The following is a 15607-nucleotide window of genomic DNA, read 5'->3' on the forward strand; positions in this document are numbered from 1 at the left end:
ACGCCGAGCGCCTTCGCATCGAAGCGGATCTTCATTGCCGAGAAGGACCTCGAGCTGCCAGGAGCGAGCTAGGAAGTCCTGCCTGGGTGCGCTCAGCGCAGGTCCCTCAGCCGATCAGTGATGCTGTTCTCCTCGCCTGCTCGGCGCTCATAGGTGACGGCGATGATAAGAAGCACGGCGCCGACGACCGCGAGGGTGATCCACCACGGCATCGACTCGATCCCCCGGCCGATCTGCACGAGGAACACGAGCACGTTTTCGACCGGAAGCACGACGATGCCGATCAGGAACGGCGCCGCGAGCTTGAGACTCGAGCCGACGAGGATGGCGATGAGCGCGATCACGATCACGAGGATCGCCCGCCAGGTCAGCGGATCGGTGAAGGTCGCGATGACGGATGCCAACATCATCGTCACGATGCCCGGGGCAAGCAGAGGCCATGAGCCGCTCCAGCCTGCCGGCCAGCTGTCCACCGTGCCGCCCCGCCAACGATCGCTACCCGGATGCCGGCGCGCAGCATCCAAAACAACGGCGCCTGCAGCGAGCAGGAAGAGGCCAAGCGGCAGCGAGAACCATTCGACACGCAGATCTCGTGGACTCCACGCCACGATCGCGGTGACGAACGCGATCGCGAAGGTGAACCACACCGGCGGCAGACTGGTCGGTCGGGTGCGCAACCGCCAGGCGATGACGACGACGATGACGAGGTACGCGAGCATGAGCGACCACATCGCCCAGATGGTGAACCAGTCGCGCTCGATCGCCGTCCACGTCGCGACCGCGACGTACAACGCACCGGGCGCATACAACCAACGGGTGCGGGCCAACCGTGATCCAACCTCGGCGGCCGAGCGGATGCCCCTCGCGGCAGCGGCCGCCGGCAGCGCGCCCGCCATGCCGACGGCGGAGCAGATCAGGATGAGGGGTACGCCGCCGGTCATGATCGTGTCAGCGCCGATCCCGAATCGAACGCCCTGAATCGCACCCGCCGCACCGGCCGCGATCGCGATCGCCAGTGTCGGCACGCGCAGAGCGCGCAACAATCCGGCGCGCTCGGAAGTGCCCCTGCCGAGCAGCAGGCCGAGTCCGAGAAGGAACCACGATGCAGCGACGAGCCCATACCCACGCCAGTGTGCGAGCGCGTTGGCTTCCGAGCCGGACACCGCCAGGACCACGAGGATCGGCGCGACGGCCATGAGGAGTCCGGTCGCATAGAGCGGCACGGCGCCTGAGCCGCGCGCCGTGAGGATCAGGCCGATCGTCGCGGCAGCCAGGCTCGGTGGGAGCAGATACGGTTCGAGGACGTCGATACCGGCGAGGGCCCAGAGGCACCAGAGCGCACCCGTGAACGCGGCTGCGGCGACCCACCACCCGTAGCGGCGCTTCGCCCAGAATGAGGTCGCCGCTGCGCCAAGCCCGAGGATGACCAGCACGATGAAGGTGGTCGGCAGACCAGCCGCGTCGCGGACCAGCGCCAGCAGGACAGCGATCGCGCCCGTGAGCAGAGTGGAGGCTTCGATCGCGATCCGGGCAGCCGACGCATCACGGGGCACGATGCCGCGCTTGGTCAGGACCGAGGCGATCAGGCCGGTGCTGGGCAACACGACGGCGACGATGGTGGCGATCACCGGAAGCGTCACCGGAGAAGCGCTGCTGAGGAGCACCTGTGCTCCGAGGCAGACCACGACGACAGCGAGCGACGGAACGAGGAGACCGGCGGCGATGGCGCGGAGCGCGACTCCGAGCCCGGCGCGGCGGGTCACGAGTAGCGTCAGGGCGAGCAGGAAGATAAGGGCAGTCGAGAGCGCCGTCCAGCCGCTGCGCTCGAAGATCACCTGCACGACCCCGATCAGGAATGGCACGGCGGTGACGGCCAGGATCGCGTACCACGACCGAGGGGCGACCCATCGGAGGAAGGTTGCCGCGATCGCACCGACCGAGGCGAGCGATGTGGTGAGGCAGAGCAGGGGGATGGTGCCGACGCCGAGTTGGTCGAGCGCCGTCGCGAAGACGAACAGCGCGTATGCGTAGCCTGCACCGACGTGCACGAACCGCTCCTGCGACGGGATGGTCCGCGCGACGACGGCGATGGTGGCGACGACCGCGACACCTGCCCAAACAATGACTGCATCGTCCGCCAGGGAACACGCAACGCCCAGCAGTACCGCGAAGTGGCTGCCGACAGCGAGTGGCAGCCGCATCCTCAGCGAGGCATCCCGGATTCGGGGAACAGTGAGGAGTGCGATGCTTGTCGCCACGGCAAGACCCAGGGCGATCGTGATACGCAGCCACAGGGGGAAGACGGCAAGGCAGGCGAAGGTCAGCCCGGCGAGGGCGGCAAGCCAGAGCGCCAGCGAACCGGTCGATTCCGGCAGCTTCGGGGAGGCAGAGTAGCGCTGCGGGACATCCATCGGGGCAGGGCCGGTGCGCCTGGTGATCACCGAGAGCGCTCCGAAGCCTGCCGACAGGGCGACGAGGCCGAGCACAACGGCGAGATCACCGTTGGGAGGGAGGATGACGTTCTCGCTCAGATCGACGCGGCTGAGCGAGCCGATCACCGTAGCGGCCGCGATCGACGTCGCGAGGAAAGCGGTCGAGAACGCGACCACGCCGATGACCGCGAAGACGCCGCGGAGGAACGGCCGCCGTCTGAGGGTGCGCGATCGCGGAGCAAGGGCGTTCAGTGCGAGCAGCGCGGCAGCCCCGGCCGCGGGCGTGATGGCGGGGTACCACACGGACGCATCATGTGCTCCGAGGTCGAGGGCGAACGGCAGACTGACGGCGGCGGCCATGCCGGCCGCTCCGCTCAAAGCGCTCCAGAACGTCCTGGCGAGGTTGCGCGTCGCGAACACGGCGAGCACCGCGACCGCGGCCAGCAGAGCGGCGATCGTCAGCCAGAATTCGGTCGTCGTGGCAAATTCGATGAACCACATCTGGGCAACCACGATCAGGGTCGCGACGACCTGCAGCGTCGAGATCGTCATTTCCTCCGACCGCAGGCGCCCATCGAACCGCGGCGCGAACCGGGGTATCGCCGCCATCACGGCGAGCGCCGCGAACGCCACTCCCAGGTGACCGAGGGTGGATGCCAGTGTGTTTCCGCCCGCGTATCCCAGCATGGCGGGAACGACGGAGAGCGCGACGAGCGAGATCCACAGCCAGCTCCGGATGCGAGCTCGCGTCGCCACGAACACCATCACGGCGCCGCTGACGAGCGTTCCAACCGCGGCGAACGCCCACTCGCTGACCCCGATCGGCGCGAGTTCGGAGAACGCGTAGACATCGAGGGCGACGAAGACCATCCCGAGTCCGCCGACGGCCTCCGCCGAGAACTGGAGTTTGCGGCGAGCAAGCAACCACGCACCGCCGAGGAAGAGCATGGTGATCAGGCCGACGATCACGCTGCGGAGTGCGCGATCGGTGAGGTCGGGGTTGAAGAAGGTGAAGACGATCGCGGAGACCGCGAACAGTCCTGCACCCGCGACGGCCAGCACGGACTGCACCGTCGCGCTGGATCGGGGTGCCGCGCTCGCCGGTGCGCCGGGTTGCCCTGGTGCTTGCGGTCCCAGTGTCTGCGCTGGACGGACCGGTGCCTGTGCAACTTCGGGACGAGTGACCCGGTTGAGCACGTCCTGACGTGCATATAGCGCCTGCGCGGCCGCCCTCGAAGCGTCCCAGAGTTCGAGCGCCAGGTCCTCGGTCAGTTCGACGCCGCAGTTGTGGCAGCGCCGAGCAACCAACGCGTCTGCCTGACATACCGGGCACGATCTGGTGTCCAGGAGGATGCTGATCGCGACGTTGCTCCAGGGCTGCACTACCTGCGGGATGGTCACGCCTCGGTCACCGCGGTGCCTGCGGAGGCCGACCTCATGGTCCGGGTTTCGTTGTCCATCGTTGGCTCCTGACAGGTAGGGAGGTCTTCTTGCCGGCAGAGTCAGCGCAGGCGACAGAACCACCGACGTTACAGAGCCATGGCGTCGCGCGCGCGTCCCAGAGGTGGGGTGGTTCGGCACTAACCGACGGGACGGTCGTACGCCTGAAGGCGACTCGGTAGGCCGTGATGCCGAGCACAGCAACCACGCGCGGACGAACCCGTTGAAACGGGCCCGATCGTCGCTGACATCATGAGGAGATGACTTTGTACTCGGACTTCGGCCCTCGCAGAACCCGCCAGATCATCGGCGACGTGCTCGCAATCATCCTGATAGGCGCGTGGGTGTGGCTCGGCGTGACCGTCTACCTGCTCGTCGAGAATCTCGCCGCGTTCGGCGTGCAGATGGAGGAGGCGGGCGCGGGCTTCGAGGAAACCATGACCGAGGTCGGCGACACCCTCGGCGGAATTCCGCTCATCGGCGGTGGGATCCGGGCACCTTTCGACGACGCGAGCGGTGCCGGTGGTGCACTCGAGGCCGCCGGGCAGAGCCAGCAGGTCGCCGTCAATCAGCTCGCCACTGGCCTCGGCGTCGGGATCGCCGCCCTGCCGATCATCATGATCCTCCTGCTCTGGCTCATCCCACGCATCCGGTTCGCGCGAAAAGCTGGGCAGGCCAAAGTGGCAGTCCGATCTGGAGCTGGCATCGACCTGCTCGCTTTGCGGGCACTCGCCACCCAGGAGCTCTCGACTCTCTCGACGATTGATCCGGATGCGATGGGCGCTTGGCGGCGCGGCGACGAGGGCGTCATGCGTGCCCTCGCCCAGCTCGAGCTGAAGAGTTCAGGCGTGCGTCTTCGCGAGGGGTGATCGCGCGAACGTCCTGAGCGGCATCCGACCACCTGCGACAATGGACGAGTGACTTCGTGGAAACCCGATTGGACGGACTTCCCTTCGCTCCTCCTGAACTTCTGGACCGAGCGGCATCTGTGCACTCTCGCCTCCGTTCGCGCCGACGGTCGGCCGCACCTTGTCCCGGTCGGTGTCGCTTTGGACCTGGACGAACAGTGCGCTTGGGTGATCACGAACAAAGGCTCGCACAAGGTGACCCACATCTCCGCCGACGGCAGGATCGCAGCCAGCCAGGTAAGCGGGCGCCACTGGTCGACGATCGAGGGCACCGCACAGGTCCTGTCCGATGAGATCTCCGTCGCCCGCGCCGTCGACCGCTACTCGGCGCGCTACCGCGAACCTCGACCCAACCCATCCCGGGTCGCCCTCCGAATCGAGATCGATCGTTTCCTCGTCTCGCCAGGCTTCATAACGGCCGGTTGAGATCGGCTTGCGGCCTGCTCGGCCACACTGGAGCTCAGCAGTCCGGGCTTGGTAGCCTGCAACGCATGCCCATCAAACTGGAGAACGTCGGCATCGCCGTTCGCGACCTCGAAGCAACAATCGCCTTTTTCACCGACCTCGGCCTCACCGTCATCGGCCGTGACACGGTCAGCGGCGAGTGGGCCGACACTGCCGTCGGGCTTGACGGCAACCACGCCAAAATCGCGATGCTTCAAACGCCAGACGGCCACGGCCAGCTGGAGCTCTTCGAGTACATCCATCCCGACGCGATCGAAACGAACCCGACTCTTCCCAACGAGATCGGCATGCACCGCGTCGCGTTCTCGGTCGACAACATCGACGAAGCCCTGGCCATTGCGGCGAAGCACGGATGCTATCCGCTACGGGGCGTGGCGAACTATCAGGACGTCTACAAGCTGTCATACGTCCGAGGCCCCAGCGGCATCATCGTGATGCTCGCGGAGGAACTGCAGAAGGACTGACGGCTGAATCGGCGACCCCTGTCTGAAATCCAGTGTCGACGTCACCCTGCCACTGTCGAAGGTGTCGACGAGGTCGTCAGTCGAGCGGCGACCGCCTGGATGACCGCGGCTTCCACGTGACGAGGAACCTCAACGCCAGGAACGTGATCGCGGCCATAGCGACATTCGCGATCAGGTAGCCCAAGGTAGCCATATCAGGACACTACCGGTCGAGCGACAGAACGGTTGCGAATTCGTGAACAGGAACCGCTCAGCGGAACCGGTTTCGCCCAGGTGACGCGAGGCGTGGCTCTGCGAATAGACCATGATTGGCGCATGCCAGAACAATTCGAATGGGTGCCTGATCTTGCGCGGGGCGAGTGGCTCCGGCCGATGGAGGATGAGCCGTTTGGCAGCATCCTCTCCGTTGTTCCACGCGGCTTCGAGGCATATGCGCGGATATTCCATCCTGTCGAACGCGATCGCCCGCGTGCCACAAAGTCCTGGCATGGCGTTGATCGCGATACGTTCTACGACGGTCTGGGAGTCATCGAAGACCACGATGATTTGCTCGAGACCGAGCGGGCTACATGGGCCGATGCCGCGGCATCGTTCAACACCACGTTGCACGCAGAGGCGCAGTACGCGCGGCTCGTGCGGGGCGACTATGGGGATGTTGGCGGGATCGCCGCGGATGGATGGTCCTATGACAGCCCGGCCGAAGGCTGTCTTGACACATTGTCGCTCGCGGCGGCGTCGGAAGTTCTCGCTCGCCACACGACGACTCCGGATTCCGGTGTCGCTGCGATCTGGGAGGGATGGGGCGGGCTCGTGAGTTCTGGCGGGGTCAGGTACCTCGCTGTCGAGCCAATGGCCGGATGGCCTGACGATTACCCCGACGGAACTGCTGCGCCGCTCGCCTCTCCGTCGTTTCGTGACCGACTGGCTGCGGCGACCCGGCGCGGACTCGCCCGGGCGAGATACCAGATCAGGGCTCTTCGGCGGCCGGACCTCAATGATCCGGTGCCAGGGACTGGGCTGCTCTCCCCCGAAGTCGCTTCCGGTCCACATTTCGATCTGCATGGAGACTCGGGGCGGCACTACATCCTGTTCGAAGCGGGCGCGAACAGTTTTGCGGACCCTGCCTGGCCCGACCGGGCGCCGTGGATCGATGGGAACCGGTGGTCGCAGTCGCCCAGCATCATCTGGCCGGACGATCACTCGTGGGTGCTCGCCACCGAGATCGACTTCGACTCGACGCTCGTTGCAGGCACGACGGAGCTCATACGGGAACTCGTGCAGACGCCAGGCCTTGAGGTATTCCCCATTCGCATCGACGCCGATCTGACGTGGGGCGGCGACCGGATCAATCACCCCGACTGAGGTCTCAACGCTGGACCCGATAGAGAGTCAGGTGCTGCGGATGAAGGAGACCACGGATTCGAAGCGGGCGGCGCGGAGATCGGTGTCACGGATCCAGATCTCGAGTCGTCCGCCATCGCCAAAGACCGAGTCGAAGCTGTGCTCGCCAGTGATGTTCAACATCAGAACGTGTCGGTCGTCTCCGACGAGTGGTAGCTCTCGCTTGAGCAGGTCGACATCCTCATCGGGCAGGTCGAAGTCGTAGCCCTGGACTCCGAACATCCGCGTAGCCGGCAGCTCGGTCCGCGTGAACGGATCGGTGGATGCCTCGAACTCCTCGCTGAAGTTGCCATTGCGCGCCCAGATGTCGGCGAGGCTTTGCAACTCGACCACGGCCTCCGCGGAGCGATCCGTCATGACCGGTCCGTTCCTGAAACTGAGCCCAAAACTCGCCTGGGCTCGCGTCGGAGGGTAGACCGCGCATTCGGCGTCCAGATCGAGCGGCAGGCGCTTTGCGAGGCTGGGTTCCGGTAGATATCGAAGCGTCGCTCCTCCACCCGGAACATCCGGATCGGTGCGGGAGTCACCGGTCGTCGTGTGGAACACCTGGAGCAGACCGTCGCCCGGGACGCCCGCGATCTGGAGCAGCTGCAGGAGTCGAGGATCGCCCGAATAGTCTTTAGGGATACCGCGGAAGTCGATCTGAAGGAGGAACGCGTCTTCGGGCGACCGCGGGTCGATCACTCGAGAGGGCGTGCCTCCGATGCGGGACAGGTTCCGGAACGGCTCGTCGTGATCCCGCTCATCCTCGAGGTCCCATCCGTAGATGTCCTCGAGATCGCCGGCCGAATTCTCAGCCAGGTACAGTGCCGGCGCCCCGGTGAGTTCCTCGGATGTCAGCCCGACGCGTGGGTCGTCCCTGACCGTGTCGACGTCCTCCGCTTGCCACACCACAAGTGGCGCAATCACCAGGTAGACCAGGTCCCGATCGGCCCGATCCGTGATGTCTGGAACGGCAGCACGCAGAAGGTCGAGAACATCCGGTTCCCGTACCGCCCGATCCATTGCGGCGTGGAGACGACCGATCAGCCGGTTCCATTTGCCGGTGGGGATCGCCAGCCAGTCGTCGCCGAGCGCGCGCTTCTCCCCTTCGATATCGAGCACCTTCTGCCACGCTGGCGCATCGATGGATCGCAGGTCAAAACTCAAGATTGCCTCTCCTCATTTGGTCTCACGTCGCATCATGAATGGATCGCCTTCGCTTCCACCTGCCGAAGCAGGAGCCGCTGCTCGTCCTCGCTGACGCTGTCACGGTCGGCGTCGCGGAGACTGAGGATGAGGTCGCGCCGTCTTATCGCCTCACGGCGGGAACGAGAAGGTTCCGAGTCACCGTCCAACTGGATCGCCAGGGCCGGGCGGGGCCAGTCGCCGGCCTCCTCAGTGAACGCGATGCCGTGGATGTCTGCATAGCTGAGCCTCAGCGTCGGTTCGGGGTAGCCGGCCTCCCAGAAGGTGATGTCCGTGCCGAAGGCAACACCAATGATCGGCACAGGCGCGAATCCAGGTCCGTTGAGACGCCAACCGAGACGTTCGAGGTCATGACGGGTTCGCTGGTACACGAACACCAGGTACCTCGTGTCGAATGGCCGCTCCTCACCCATGAGCTGCCACGTTCGCCGTGCTTTCCGTGCTCGCAAACGCGACAACACCCTTATGGTGACGGCTGCGAGCGCGAGCACGGCGAGGACGGTCGGACCGGTCACGGTTTGCCAGATTTCAATACGCTGTTCCACGGTGAGGCCGCTGCGACCTCGTCCGGGTATAAACGTGGAGAGCAACATTCCCGCGAAGCCGACCCCAAGCATCCACAAGACGCCCCGCCACATCTTCGTTGTCATGCTCTCTACCTTCGGATCGGTGCCGGACGGGCGCTCGCCTCATCCGCGGTGTACATGAGCGGCGCAAGTTCGTGCCTCTGGCGCCGGGCGCGATCGCGCTGAGGCGTCGGTCAGCTTTCTCAACATACCGTCAGCCAGAACCGTCGGCGGGAAACGCGTTGCCCCCTTTACTGAGGTAGGAGTGTTGCGACCGCGACGGTGGTTTTAGGGAATCCACGAGCGTCATCCGAACGATGTCAGAGGGTCCGCTCGCTTGCCGCCTCAATATGAACGAGCTCGACGACAACGGAGGTGATCCTGCTCACCGGTTTGCTCTTCCGGTTCTCCGGTTGGAGCCGGAACGTTGCCTCTTCGCCGACACGGACAGTATCGAAGTCGGCCACCGGCATTGCTGCCCGGTCCCCCGCGAGTTGTTCTGAATCCGGACGCTCGCCCGGGATTCGGGTGAGCGTCACTGGCTGGTCCTCTTCGTTGACGAGGACGTACTCGGACCCGGAGGCGGTGACGATCCGGAACGTCCCGCGCGTGCCGCAGGTGAGAACTTGGAGGTTCATGGGCTCATCATCAGCTACTCTCCGGCTGCGCGTAACCCCCTCCGACGACTCGAGTGAACCAGGAGTGGGATAGATCAACTCGAGAACAGTCGCCGGAAGACCGCGACGGCTACGATCGACCGCACGCGACCCTCGGACAACCAATGCCCAGGGACGCTTCACGATAAGAGCATGAGACCCGGAGAAAGCATGGATGCCCGAGACAACGCGGCGCAACGCCCCCTCCTCATCCTCTTCTGTGGCCTGCCAGGATCCGGTAAAACCACGGTTGCACGCGACAGAGAACGAGAGACGGGTGCCATCCGGTTCAGTACGGATGAATGGATGGCGGATCTAGGTGTCGACTACTTCGATCAGATGCGCGACAACCTGCAGATGCGGCTGAACTCGCTCTGGAAAGAACTGCTCGAGCACGGGCAGAGCGTCATTCTGGAAGACGGGACGTGGAAACGAGAAGAACGAGATGCGCTCCGCCAACTCGCGAAAGCGCTCGACGCCGTTACCGAAATGCACTACTTCGACGTTCCGTTCGATGAGCTCTGGCGGCGGCTCGAAGCCCGCAATGCCGTCTCCACACACGGAACGGTACCGATAAGCAAAGCACTCCTGGAGGACTGTTTGCCCCGGTTCCAACAACCCGACGAGGACGAGCTATCCCTGTTCGATCGAACGATCGTGCACCGTTAGGGAGATTCGACGTCGCGTTTCGCCGGACGATCACCGGCGAGTGCCGCGCGGAGGTCGCCCTCTTCGTGCCCGCCCTTCTCCTTGCCGAATGGCAGCACTTTCAGCAGCGGATGCAGGATGGCCATGACGATGAGACCCCAGGCGAGTCCGAGGACGGCCGAGCACAGGGTGTTGACGAGCCACGCCAGGAATCCGCCCACCACCGGGATGCCGGCGAAAGGCCCCTCGAGGACATGGACCAGGTCGTACGGCAGGTGCCAACCGAGGTCGTGGGCACCCTGAAGCATGATGTGACCACCCACCCACAGCATGGCGATCGTCCCGATAAAGGTGATCGCTGCCAGGACCGCGGGCATCCCCCTGACCAGCAGTTCGCCGAAGCGCTTGGCGCCCGCAGAGTCTTTCGTGGTCAGGTGAAGGCCGAAATCGTCCATCTTGACGATGAGCGCGACAGCACCGTAGACGGCTATCGTGATCGCCACCGCGACGACGACCAGGATGATGGCCCGGGCCCACAAGGACTCGTCGGCCACCTCATTCATCGCGATCACCATGATCTCGCAGGACAGGATGAAGTCGGTGGTGATGGCGCCCTTCGTGACCTTGGCCTCCGCCTCTGGGCCCCGTTCGACCGCCGGCGCCTTCTCCGCCGCGGAGTGGCCGCGGAGCTTGTGCCAGACCTTTTCGGCACCCTCGTAGCAGAGATACGTGCCACCCAGCATGAGAATGAACGGGATGACCCACGGGATGAACGCGCTGATGAGGAGCAAAGCCGGCAGGATGATCAGCAGCTTGTTCCGGAGCGAGCCCCAGAAGATCCTTTTGATCATCGGCAGTTCGCGGGATGGGTCAGCCCCTGACACGTACTGCGGAGTGACCGCCGCGTCGTCGATGACCACGCCGGCGGCCTTGACCCCCGCCTTGGCAGCTCCTGCCGCGACATCGTCGACGGAGGCGGCGGCGATGCGGACCAGGGCTGCGACGTCGTCCAGCAGGGCGACGAGTCCGCCGCTCACCGGGCGCTCCCGGAGTGCTCACGGGTGGACGGTTGAGCGAGGATGCCTCGCGTGATTGGCATGCTCAAAAGTATAAGGTGGCCGGCCGGCCCTCGACCGACTGCCGTGCGTCAGCGCTTCCTAGGCGTCGGCCCTCAAAAGGGCGAGGCGCGTTTCGGAATCTGAGCCCGGGTCGGCGTGATAGATCACGACCACTTGCCCGGTGTCGCGTTCCCCTACTGAGAGCTTTTCGTACAGGAGGTCGAGTTCCCCCACAACCGGATGCAAGAGGAGGGATCGCCCTGCGGCCTTGGGACGCACGTCGTGTCTTGCCCACAACGAGGCGAACTCCGGACTTTGAACGACCAGCTCACTCACGAGTGCACCGAGCGTCGGGTCATCGTTGTCAGCACCCTGCTGCGCCCGCAGCCCGGCCACAGTTGTTTCCGTCATCCGGCTCCAGTCGCGGTACAGCGATCTCACGTCAGGGTCCAGGAACGCTGCCCGCACCAGATTGACACCTGGGGTGAATATTGGCGACAGGGCCCGTGCCATCTCGTTTGACGCCAGCACGTCGAGTGTCCGGCTTTGAACGTATGCGGGCGTGGACGTCCACAGATAGAGCAATTGCCGGAGTCCCACCGCGACGTTGTCGGCCTTCGCGCTCCTCGGCCGAACGAACGGTCGGGCAAGGGCGAAGAGATGGACGGTCGCGTCGTCGTCGAGCTGGAGCGCACGGGCCAGACCGGCGATGACCGACTCCGACGGATGCCGTTCGCGGCCTTGTTCGAGGCGCAGGTAGTACTCACTGCTGATCCCTGCCAACATCGCGACCTCTTCACGACGCAACCCGGGCACTCGACGCCGGGTCGTCGCGCGGATCCCCACATCGGTCGGGGTGATCTGCTCGCGACGCGCGCGGAGGAAGTCACCGATCCGGTTACCCCCGCTGGCCATGCCCCTCATGCTACTCGCGCAGCAAGTCGCTGTCCTGACCGTGCCACTACCAGTACCCGCTCACCCACGACTGCCGGTATGGATGCCGAATTCTCGCTGTTCCATCAGGCAACAGAAGGAGAAGCACATGACCCGCATCACATCCGATTTCGGATTCACCTCAACCGCCGAAGACGTCACCGAAGGCATCGACCTCCGGGGACAACGAGCAATCGTCACCGGCGCCTCATCCGGCATCGGTGTCGAAACAGCCCGAGTCCTGGCGCTCAGGGGCGCCGACGTCACCCTCGCCGTCAGAAATGTCGGCGCCGGCGAACGAACTGCCGAGGAGATCACATCTTCAACCGGCAACCCCGACGTGCGGGCGCTTCAGCTCGACGTCTCCGACCTCAGCTCAGTCCGCACCTTCGTTTCAGACTGGACCGGCCCGCTGCACCTGCTCATCAACAATGCCGGAGTCATGGCCACGCCAGAGGAACGAACCGCAGACGGGGTCGAACTGCAGTTCATGACCAACTACCTGGGCCCGTTCGCGCTGGCGCTGGGCCTGTACCCGTCACTCGCGGCCGCCCATGGTGCCCGCGTTGTGTCGGTCAGTTCCAGCGGTCATCTCATCTCACCGGTCGTCTTCGATGACCTGAACTTCAGATTCCGTCCCTACGATCCGCTGGCGGCGTACGGACAGTCCAAGACAGCGTCCATCCTGTTCGGCGCCGCGGCCCGTACTCGCTGGGCAGGAGACGGCATTACCGTGAACGCGGTCATGCCAGGAGCCATCGCCACCAATCTGCAGAAGCACACCGGCGGCCTGAAGACGCCGCCGGCCGGCCGGAAGACGATCGAACAGGGAGCGGCCACAACGCTCTTCGTCGCGACATCACCGTTCCTTCACGACATCAGCGGACGCTACTTCGAAGACAGCAATGAGGCGATCACCGTGCAGGACGGGAACGGATGGATGTCAGGGGTCGCGTTCTACGCGCTCGACCCTGGTAACGCCGACCGCCTGTGGGAGCAGTCGCTCCAGCTCATCACCCTCTGAACCCCTCACACGAAAGGCCCGACATGAACACGCCAACAACCGCTCCCGTCGTCGGATTCATCGGACTCGGCGATCAAGGCGCCCCCATGGCCCGCGCCGTCGCCGACTCCCCGTTCCCACTCCGCGTCTGGGCGCGGCGGTCGGCGTCGCTTGATGCGGTCGCCGGATCGCCGCACACCGTTGATCCCTCCCCCGCTGCCCTTGGCGCGGCATCCGACATCGTCTTGCTCGTCCTCCGCGACGATGCCGATGTCGAAGGGATACTCACCGACGGAGGCCTCCTCAACGCGATGCGCCCCGGGTCGATCGTCGTCAACCACGGCACCGGAGACCCGCAGACCGCCCGACGCTTCGCAGCCCTGGCCGCTGACCGCGACATCGCATTCCTCGATGCCCCGGTCAGTGGAGGCGGCCCAGGCGCGGAAGCGCGAAGCCTGACCACGATCGTCGGCGGGGACCACGACGCTTTCACCGCCGCCGAGCCGGTGTTCGACACATTTTCCGACTCCGTCGTCTTCATGGGCGCCTCAGGTGCCGGACAGCAGGCCAAGCTGCTGAACAACGCCCTGACCATGACCAACCTGAGGAACGCGGAGCAGGTCTTCGCGATGGCACACAGCACCGGAATCGACGTGGCCGCGCTCCAGCGGCTTCTCGCGACGAGCAGTGGAGGCAGCTTCATCATCCAGGCGCTCGGGACGCAGATCACCCCAGCTCTCGCGCCGCACCTCCAGGGGCTCATGCGCAAAGACATCGAGCACTTCGCCGACGCACTGGGTCGCCTGGGCGCCGACGTCACGGACCTGCGAAACCGTGGTCTTGCCGGCGCGGACGGCCTGATCGCGGTGACCGAGCTCCTGAGTGTGCTCCCGACCCAGGCGGAGCACTCGAGGCGAGAGTGACAGAATCGACGTGCATACATCGACGAACGGAAAAGCATGGCCCTCCCGACATTTGACACGATCGTCACCTACCCGGACGGGGCGACCACCTCCACGGGGACCGTGCTGCACATCGAGGCACTGCCAGGGGGGCGCTCAGCGGTCATCCTCGACAGGACCGCATTTCACCCGGTCGATACCGCGTGGCCGGATCAACCCGCTGACCGCGGCATCCTCACCACGACCCACGGGCAACAGCCCATTGTGGATGCGGTCACTGGCGGCATTCATGACGGCCGACTTCATCTTGCAGCGGACCTGCCCGTCCGCACGGGAACGGACGGCTGGACCTTCGTCGTTGCTCACATCACCGAAGGGCCGCCGCCGGCGATCGGCGATTCCGTTCAGATCGCCGTCGACCAGGACTACCGTGCGTCGCTTTCCGCTGCACACACCGCCTGCCACCTCGCATCGCTCGCGCTCGATGCGGCGCTGGCAGCGGCCTGGACCAAGACCGCGCCAACCGACGGGTTGGGAAACCCGGCCTTCGACGCGCTGGCGATACAGAGCTCACGCATACACCCGCACCGGTCCACCGACACCTACCGCATCGGCAAGTCCCTGCGCCGCAAAGGCTTCTCGCCCATCGCCCTGGCTTATCCCTCCGTGGTCGCAGAGCGCGTCAATGCTCAACTCTCGGACTGGATCGCGTCCGGCGGACCTGTACGAATCGAACGAGACAATGACGCGCTCTCGGCCCGACGCACCTGGGTGTGCGAACTCCCCACCGGCCGCACCGACATCCCCTGCGGTGGCACCCACATCCGCGACATCACCGAGCTCGCAAGCATCGTCACCTCGCTTACCACCCGCGAGATCGACGGTGGATTCGAATTGACCATGGAAACGGTTGCGACCCCGAGCTGAAACCACCTGCTCGAAGTCTCAACAGCCCCACCCGATCGCTACAGTCGAGCTGCTCGCGCTCGCGCCTTGATCTCGAGGATGACGTCGGTCTTGGCGTCCGCGTAGGCGTTCATGTCGTCCCATCGGTCACGGAGCAGCGACCTCTTCGTGCCCTCGTATAGACCACGATCGTCTGCGTTGGAGCGCAGCCAGTCCCGGAGCAGCAGATAGTCGTCCACCGCTGGATCGCCCTGCTCATAGATGTGCACGTGAACGTCGCGGGCAGGCGTACGCACGAGACGGTGCCCCGGTTCGCGGACCCGCAGTTCGTATCCGGAGACCAGCAAAGCGTCGAGGTAGTCCTCTTCGGCGGTGATGTCGTCGACGGTGACCACGATGTCGATGATCGGTTTCGCCGCCAGCCCGGGAACGGAGGTGGAGCCGATGTGTTCGCCGCCGACATTTGCTGCCGCGAGAGCGTCCAGGATCCGGCGTCGGTGATCCCGATAGAGTCCGACCCATCGCTCGTCATAGGGGTGGAGTTCGAGCTCGAGGGGTTCCGGGCCGCCCACCAGGTCCACCTCGGAAACGTCTGGCCGGCGCGCACCGCTGCTTTTCTTCACGAGGATATCCTCGC

General features: G+C 65.1%; 15 protein-coding genes. 8 read left to right on the forward strand and 7 right to left on the reverse strand.

What is annotated here, in order from left to right:
- Nucleotides 1–92 precede the first annotated feature (92 nt).
- Complete coding sequence (locus AC1M0F_RS07145) at nt 93–3833, reverse strand: SCO7613 C-terminal domain-containing membrane protein (protein WP_480237533.1); 3741 nt, start codon at nt 3831–3833, stop codon at nt 93–95.
- Nucleotides 3834–4132: 299 nt separating this feature from the next.
- Between AC1M0F_RS07145 and AC1M0F_RS07150 the strand changes: the two genes are divergently transcribed.
- From AC1M0F_RS07150 to AC1M0F_RS07165, 4 genes are all read left to right on the forward strand, one after another.
- The gene (locus tag AC1M0F_RS07150; protein ID WP_480237534.1) at nt 4133–4741 is read left to right on the forward strand and encodes a hypothetical protein; all 609 of its coding nucleotides are present in this window, start codon (nt 4133–4135) and stop codon (nt 4739–4741) included.
- Between the two features lie 48 nt (nt 4742–4789).
- Nucleotides 4790–5206, forward strand: a complete 417-nt coding sequence (locus AC1M0F_RS07155; RefSeq protein ID WP_480237535.1) for a pyridoxamine 5'-phosphate oxidase family protein — start codon at nt 4790–4792, stop codon at nt 5204–5206.
- Nucleotides 5207–5271: 65 nt separating this feature from the next.
- Entirely contained in the window at nt 5272–5709 is a 438-nt protein-coding gene (locus AC1M0F_RS07160; RefSeq protein WP_480237536.1) for a VOC family protein, read from the forward strand.
- Nucleotides 5710–6024: 315 nt separating this feature from the next.
- Entirely contained in the window at nt 6025–7071 is a 1047-nt protein-coding gene (locus AC1M0F_RS07165; protein ID WP_480237537.1) for a hypothetical protein, read from the forward strand.
- Between the two features lie 27 nt (nt 7072–7098).
- Here the strand turns inward: AC1M0F_RS07165 and AC1M0F_RS07170 are convergent, their stop codons facing one another.
- From AC1M0F_RS07170 to AC1M0F_RS07180, 3 genes are all read right to left on the reverse strand, one after another.
- A complete protein-coding gene (locus AC1M0F_RS07170; RefSeq protein WP_480237538.1) occupies nt 7099–8259 on the reverse strand; it encodes a DUF1963 domain-containing protein in 1161 nt (386 codons plus the stop codon).
- A 32-nt stretch (nt 8260–8291) separates the two neighbouring features.
- On the reverse strand, nt 8292–8813 hold the full coding sequence (locus AC1M0F_RS07175; protein WP_480237539.1) for a hypothetical protein: 522 nt from the start codon (nt 8811–8813) through the stop codon (nt 8292–8294).
- Between the two features lie 371 nt (nt 8814–9184).
- Nucleotides 9185–9502 (reverse strand): hypothetical protein, encoded by a 318-nt coding sequence (locus tag AC1M0F_RS07180; RefSeq protein WP_480237540.1) that lies wholly within the window; start codon nt 9500–9502, stop codon nt 9185–9187.
- Between the two features lie 189 nt (nt 9503–9691).
- On the opposite strand from AC1M0F_RS07180, the gene AC1M0F_RS07185 reads away from it, so the two are divergent.
- Nucleotides 9692–10189 (forward strand): P-loop nucleotide/nucleoside kinase family protein, encoded by a 498-nt coding sequence (locus AC1M0F_RS07185; RefSeq protein ID WP_480237541.1) that lies wholly within the window; start codon nt 9692–9694, stop codon nt 10187–10189.
- On the opposite strand, the gene AC1M0F_RS07190 is transcribed toward AC1M0F_RS07185, so the two are convergent.
- Nucleotides 10186–11205, reverse strand: coding sequence for a DUF808 domain-containing protein (locus tag AC1M0F_RS07190; RefSeq protein WP_480237542.1), 1020 nt, complete (start codon nt 11203–11205; stop codon nt 10186–10188). The genes AC1M0F_RS07185 and AC1M0F_RS07190 overlap by 4 nt on opposite strands.
- 120 nt (nt 11206–11325) lie before the next feature.
- Nucleotides 11326–12141 carry a helix-turn-helix transcriptional regulator gene (locus tag AC1M0F_RS07195; RefSeq protein ID WP_480237543.1) on the reverse strand — a complete coding sequence of 272 codons (816 nt, stop codon included), beginning with the start codon at nt 12139–12141 and terminating at the stop codon, nt 11326–11328.
- A 127-nt stretch (nt 12142–12268) separates the two neighbouring features.
- On the opposite strand from AC1M0F_RS07195, the gene AC1M0F_RS07200 reads away from it, so the two are divergent.
- From AC1M0F_RS07200 to AC1M0F_RS07210, 3 genes are read left to right on the forward strand one after another with little or no spacing between them, the layout of a single operon-like run.
- Nucleotides 12269–13183, forward strand: a complete 915-nt coding sequence (locus AC1M0F_RS07200) for an SDR family NAD(P)-dependent oxidoreductase (RefSeq protein ID WP_480237544.1) — start codon at nt 12269–12271, stop codon at nt 13181–13183.
- 23 nt (nt 13184–13206) lie between these two features.
- Nucleotides 13207–14085 (forward strand): NAD(P)-dependent oxidoreductase, encoded by an 879-nt coding sequence (locus AC1M0F_RS07205; protein ID WP_480237545.1) that lies wholly within the window; start codon nt 13207–13209, stop codon nt 14083–14085.
- Nucleotides 14086–14121: 36 nt separating this feature from the next.
- Entirely contained in the window at nt 14122–14991 is an 870-nt protein-coding gene (locus AC1M0F_RS07210; protein WP_480237546.1) for an alanyl-tRNA editing protein, read from the forward strand.
- A 38-nt stretch (nt 14992–15029) separates the two neighbouring features.
- Here the strand turns inward: AC1M0F_RS07210 and AC1M0F_RS07215 are convergent, their stop codons facing one another.
- Nucleotides 15030–15593, reverse strand: coding sequence for a GrpB family protein (locus tag AC1M0F_RS07215; protein WP_480237547.1), 564 nt, complete (start codon nt 15591–15593; stop codon nt 15030–15032).
- Nucleotides 15594–15607 lie beyond the last annotated feature (14 nt).

Source organism: Mycetocola sp. Y719 (assembly GCF_056713205.1).

Excerpts from the sequence above, each read along its gene's own strand:
- AC1M0F_RS07150 (WP_480237534.1), top strand. The coding sequence starts at position 4,133 with ATGACTTTGTACTCGGACTTCGGCCCTCGCAGAACCCGCCAGATCATC.
- AC1M0F_RS07160 (WP_480237536.1), top strand. The coding sequence starts at position 5,272 with ATGCCCATCAAACTGGAGAACGTCGGCATCGCCGTTCGCGACCTCGAA.
- AC1M0F_RS07165 (WP_480237537.1), top strand. The coding sequence starts at position 6,025 with ATGCCAGAACAATTCGAATGGGTGCCTGATCTTGCGCGGGGCGAGTGG.
- AC1M0F_RS07180 (WP_480237540.1), bottom strand. The coding sequence starts at position 9,502 with ATGAACCTCCAAGTTCTCACCTGCGGCACGCGCGGGACGTTCCGGATC.
- AC1M0F_RS07185 (WP_480237541.1), top strand. The coding sequence starts at position 9,692 with ATGGATGCCCGAGACAACGCGGCGCAACGCCCCCTCCTCATCCTCTTC.
- AC1M0F_RS07195 (WP_480237543.1), bottom strand. The coding sequence starts at position 12,141 with ATGGCCAGCGGGGGTAACCGGATCGGTGACTTCCTCCGCGCGCGTCGC.
- AC1M0F_RS07200 (WP_480237544.1), top strand. The coding sequence starts at position 12,269 with ATGACCCGCATCACATCCGATTTCGGATTCACCTCAACCGCCGAAGAC.
- AC1M0F_RS07205 (WP_480237545.1), top strand. The coding sequence starts at position 13,207 with ATGAACACGCCAACAACCGCTCCCGTCGTCGGATTCATCGGACTCGGC.
- AC1M0F_RS07210 (WP_480237546.1), top strand. The coding sequence starts at position 14,122 with ATGGCCCTCCCGACATTTGACACGATCGTCACCTACCCGGACGGGGCG.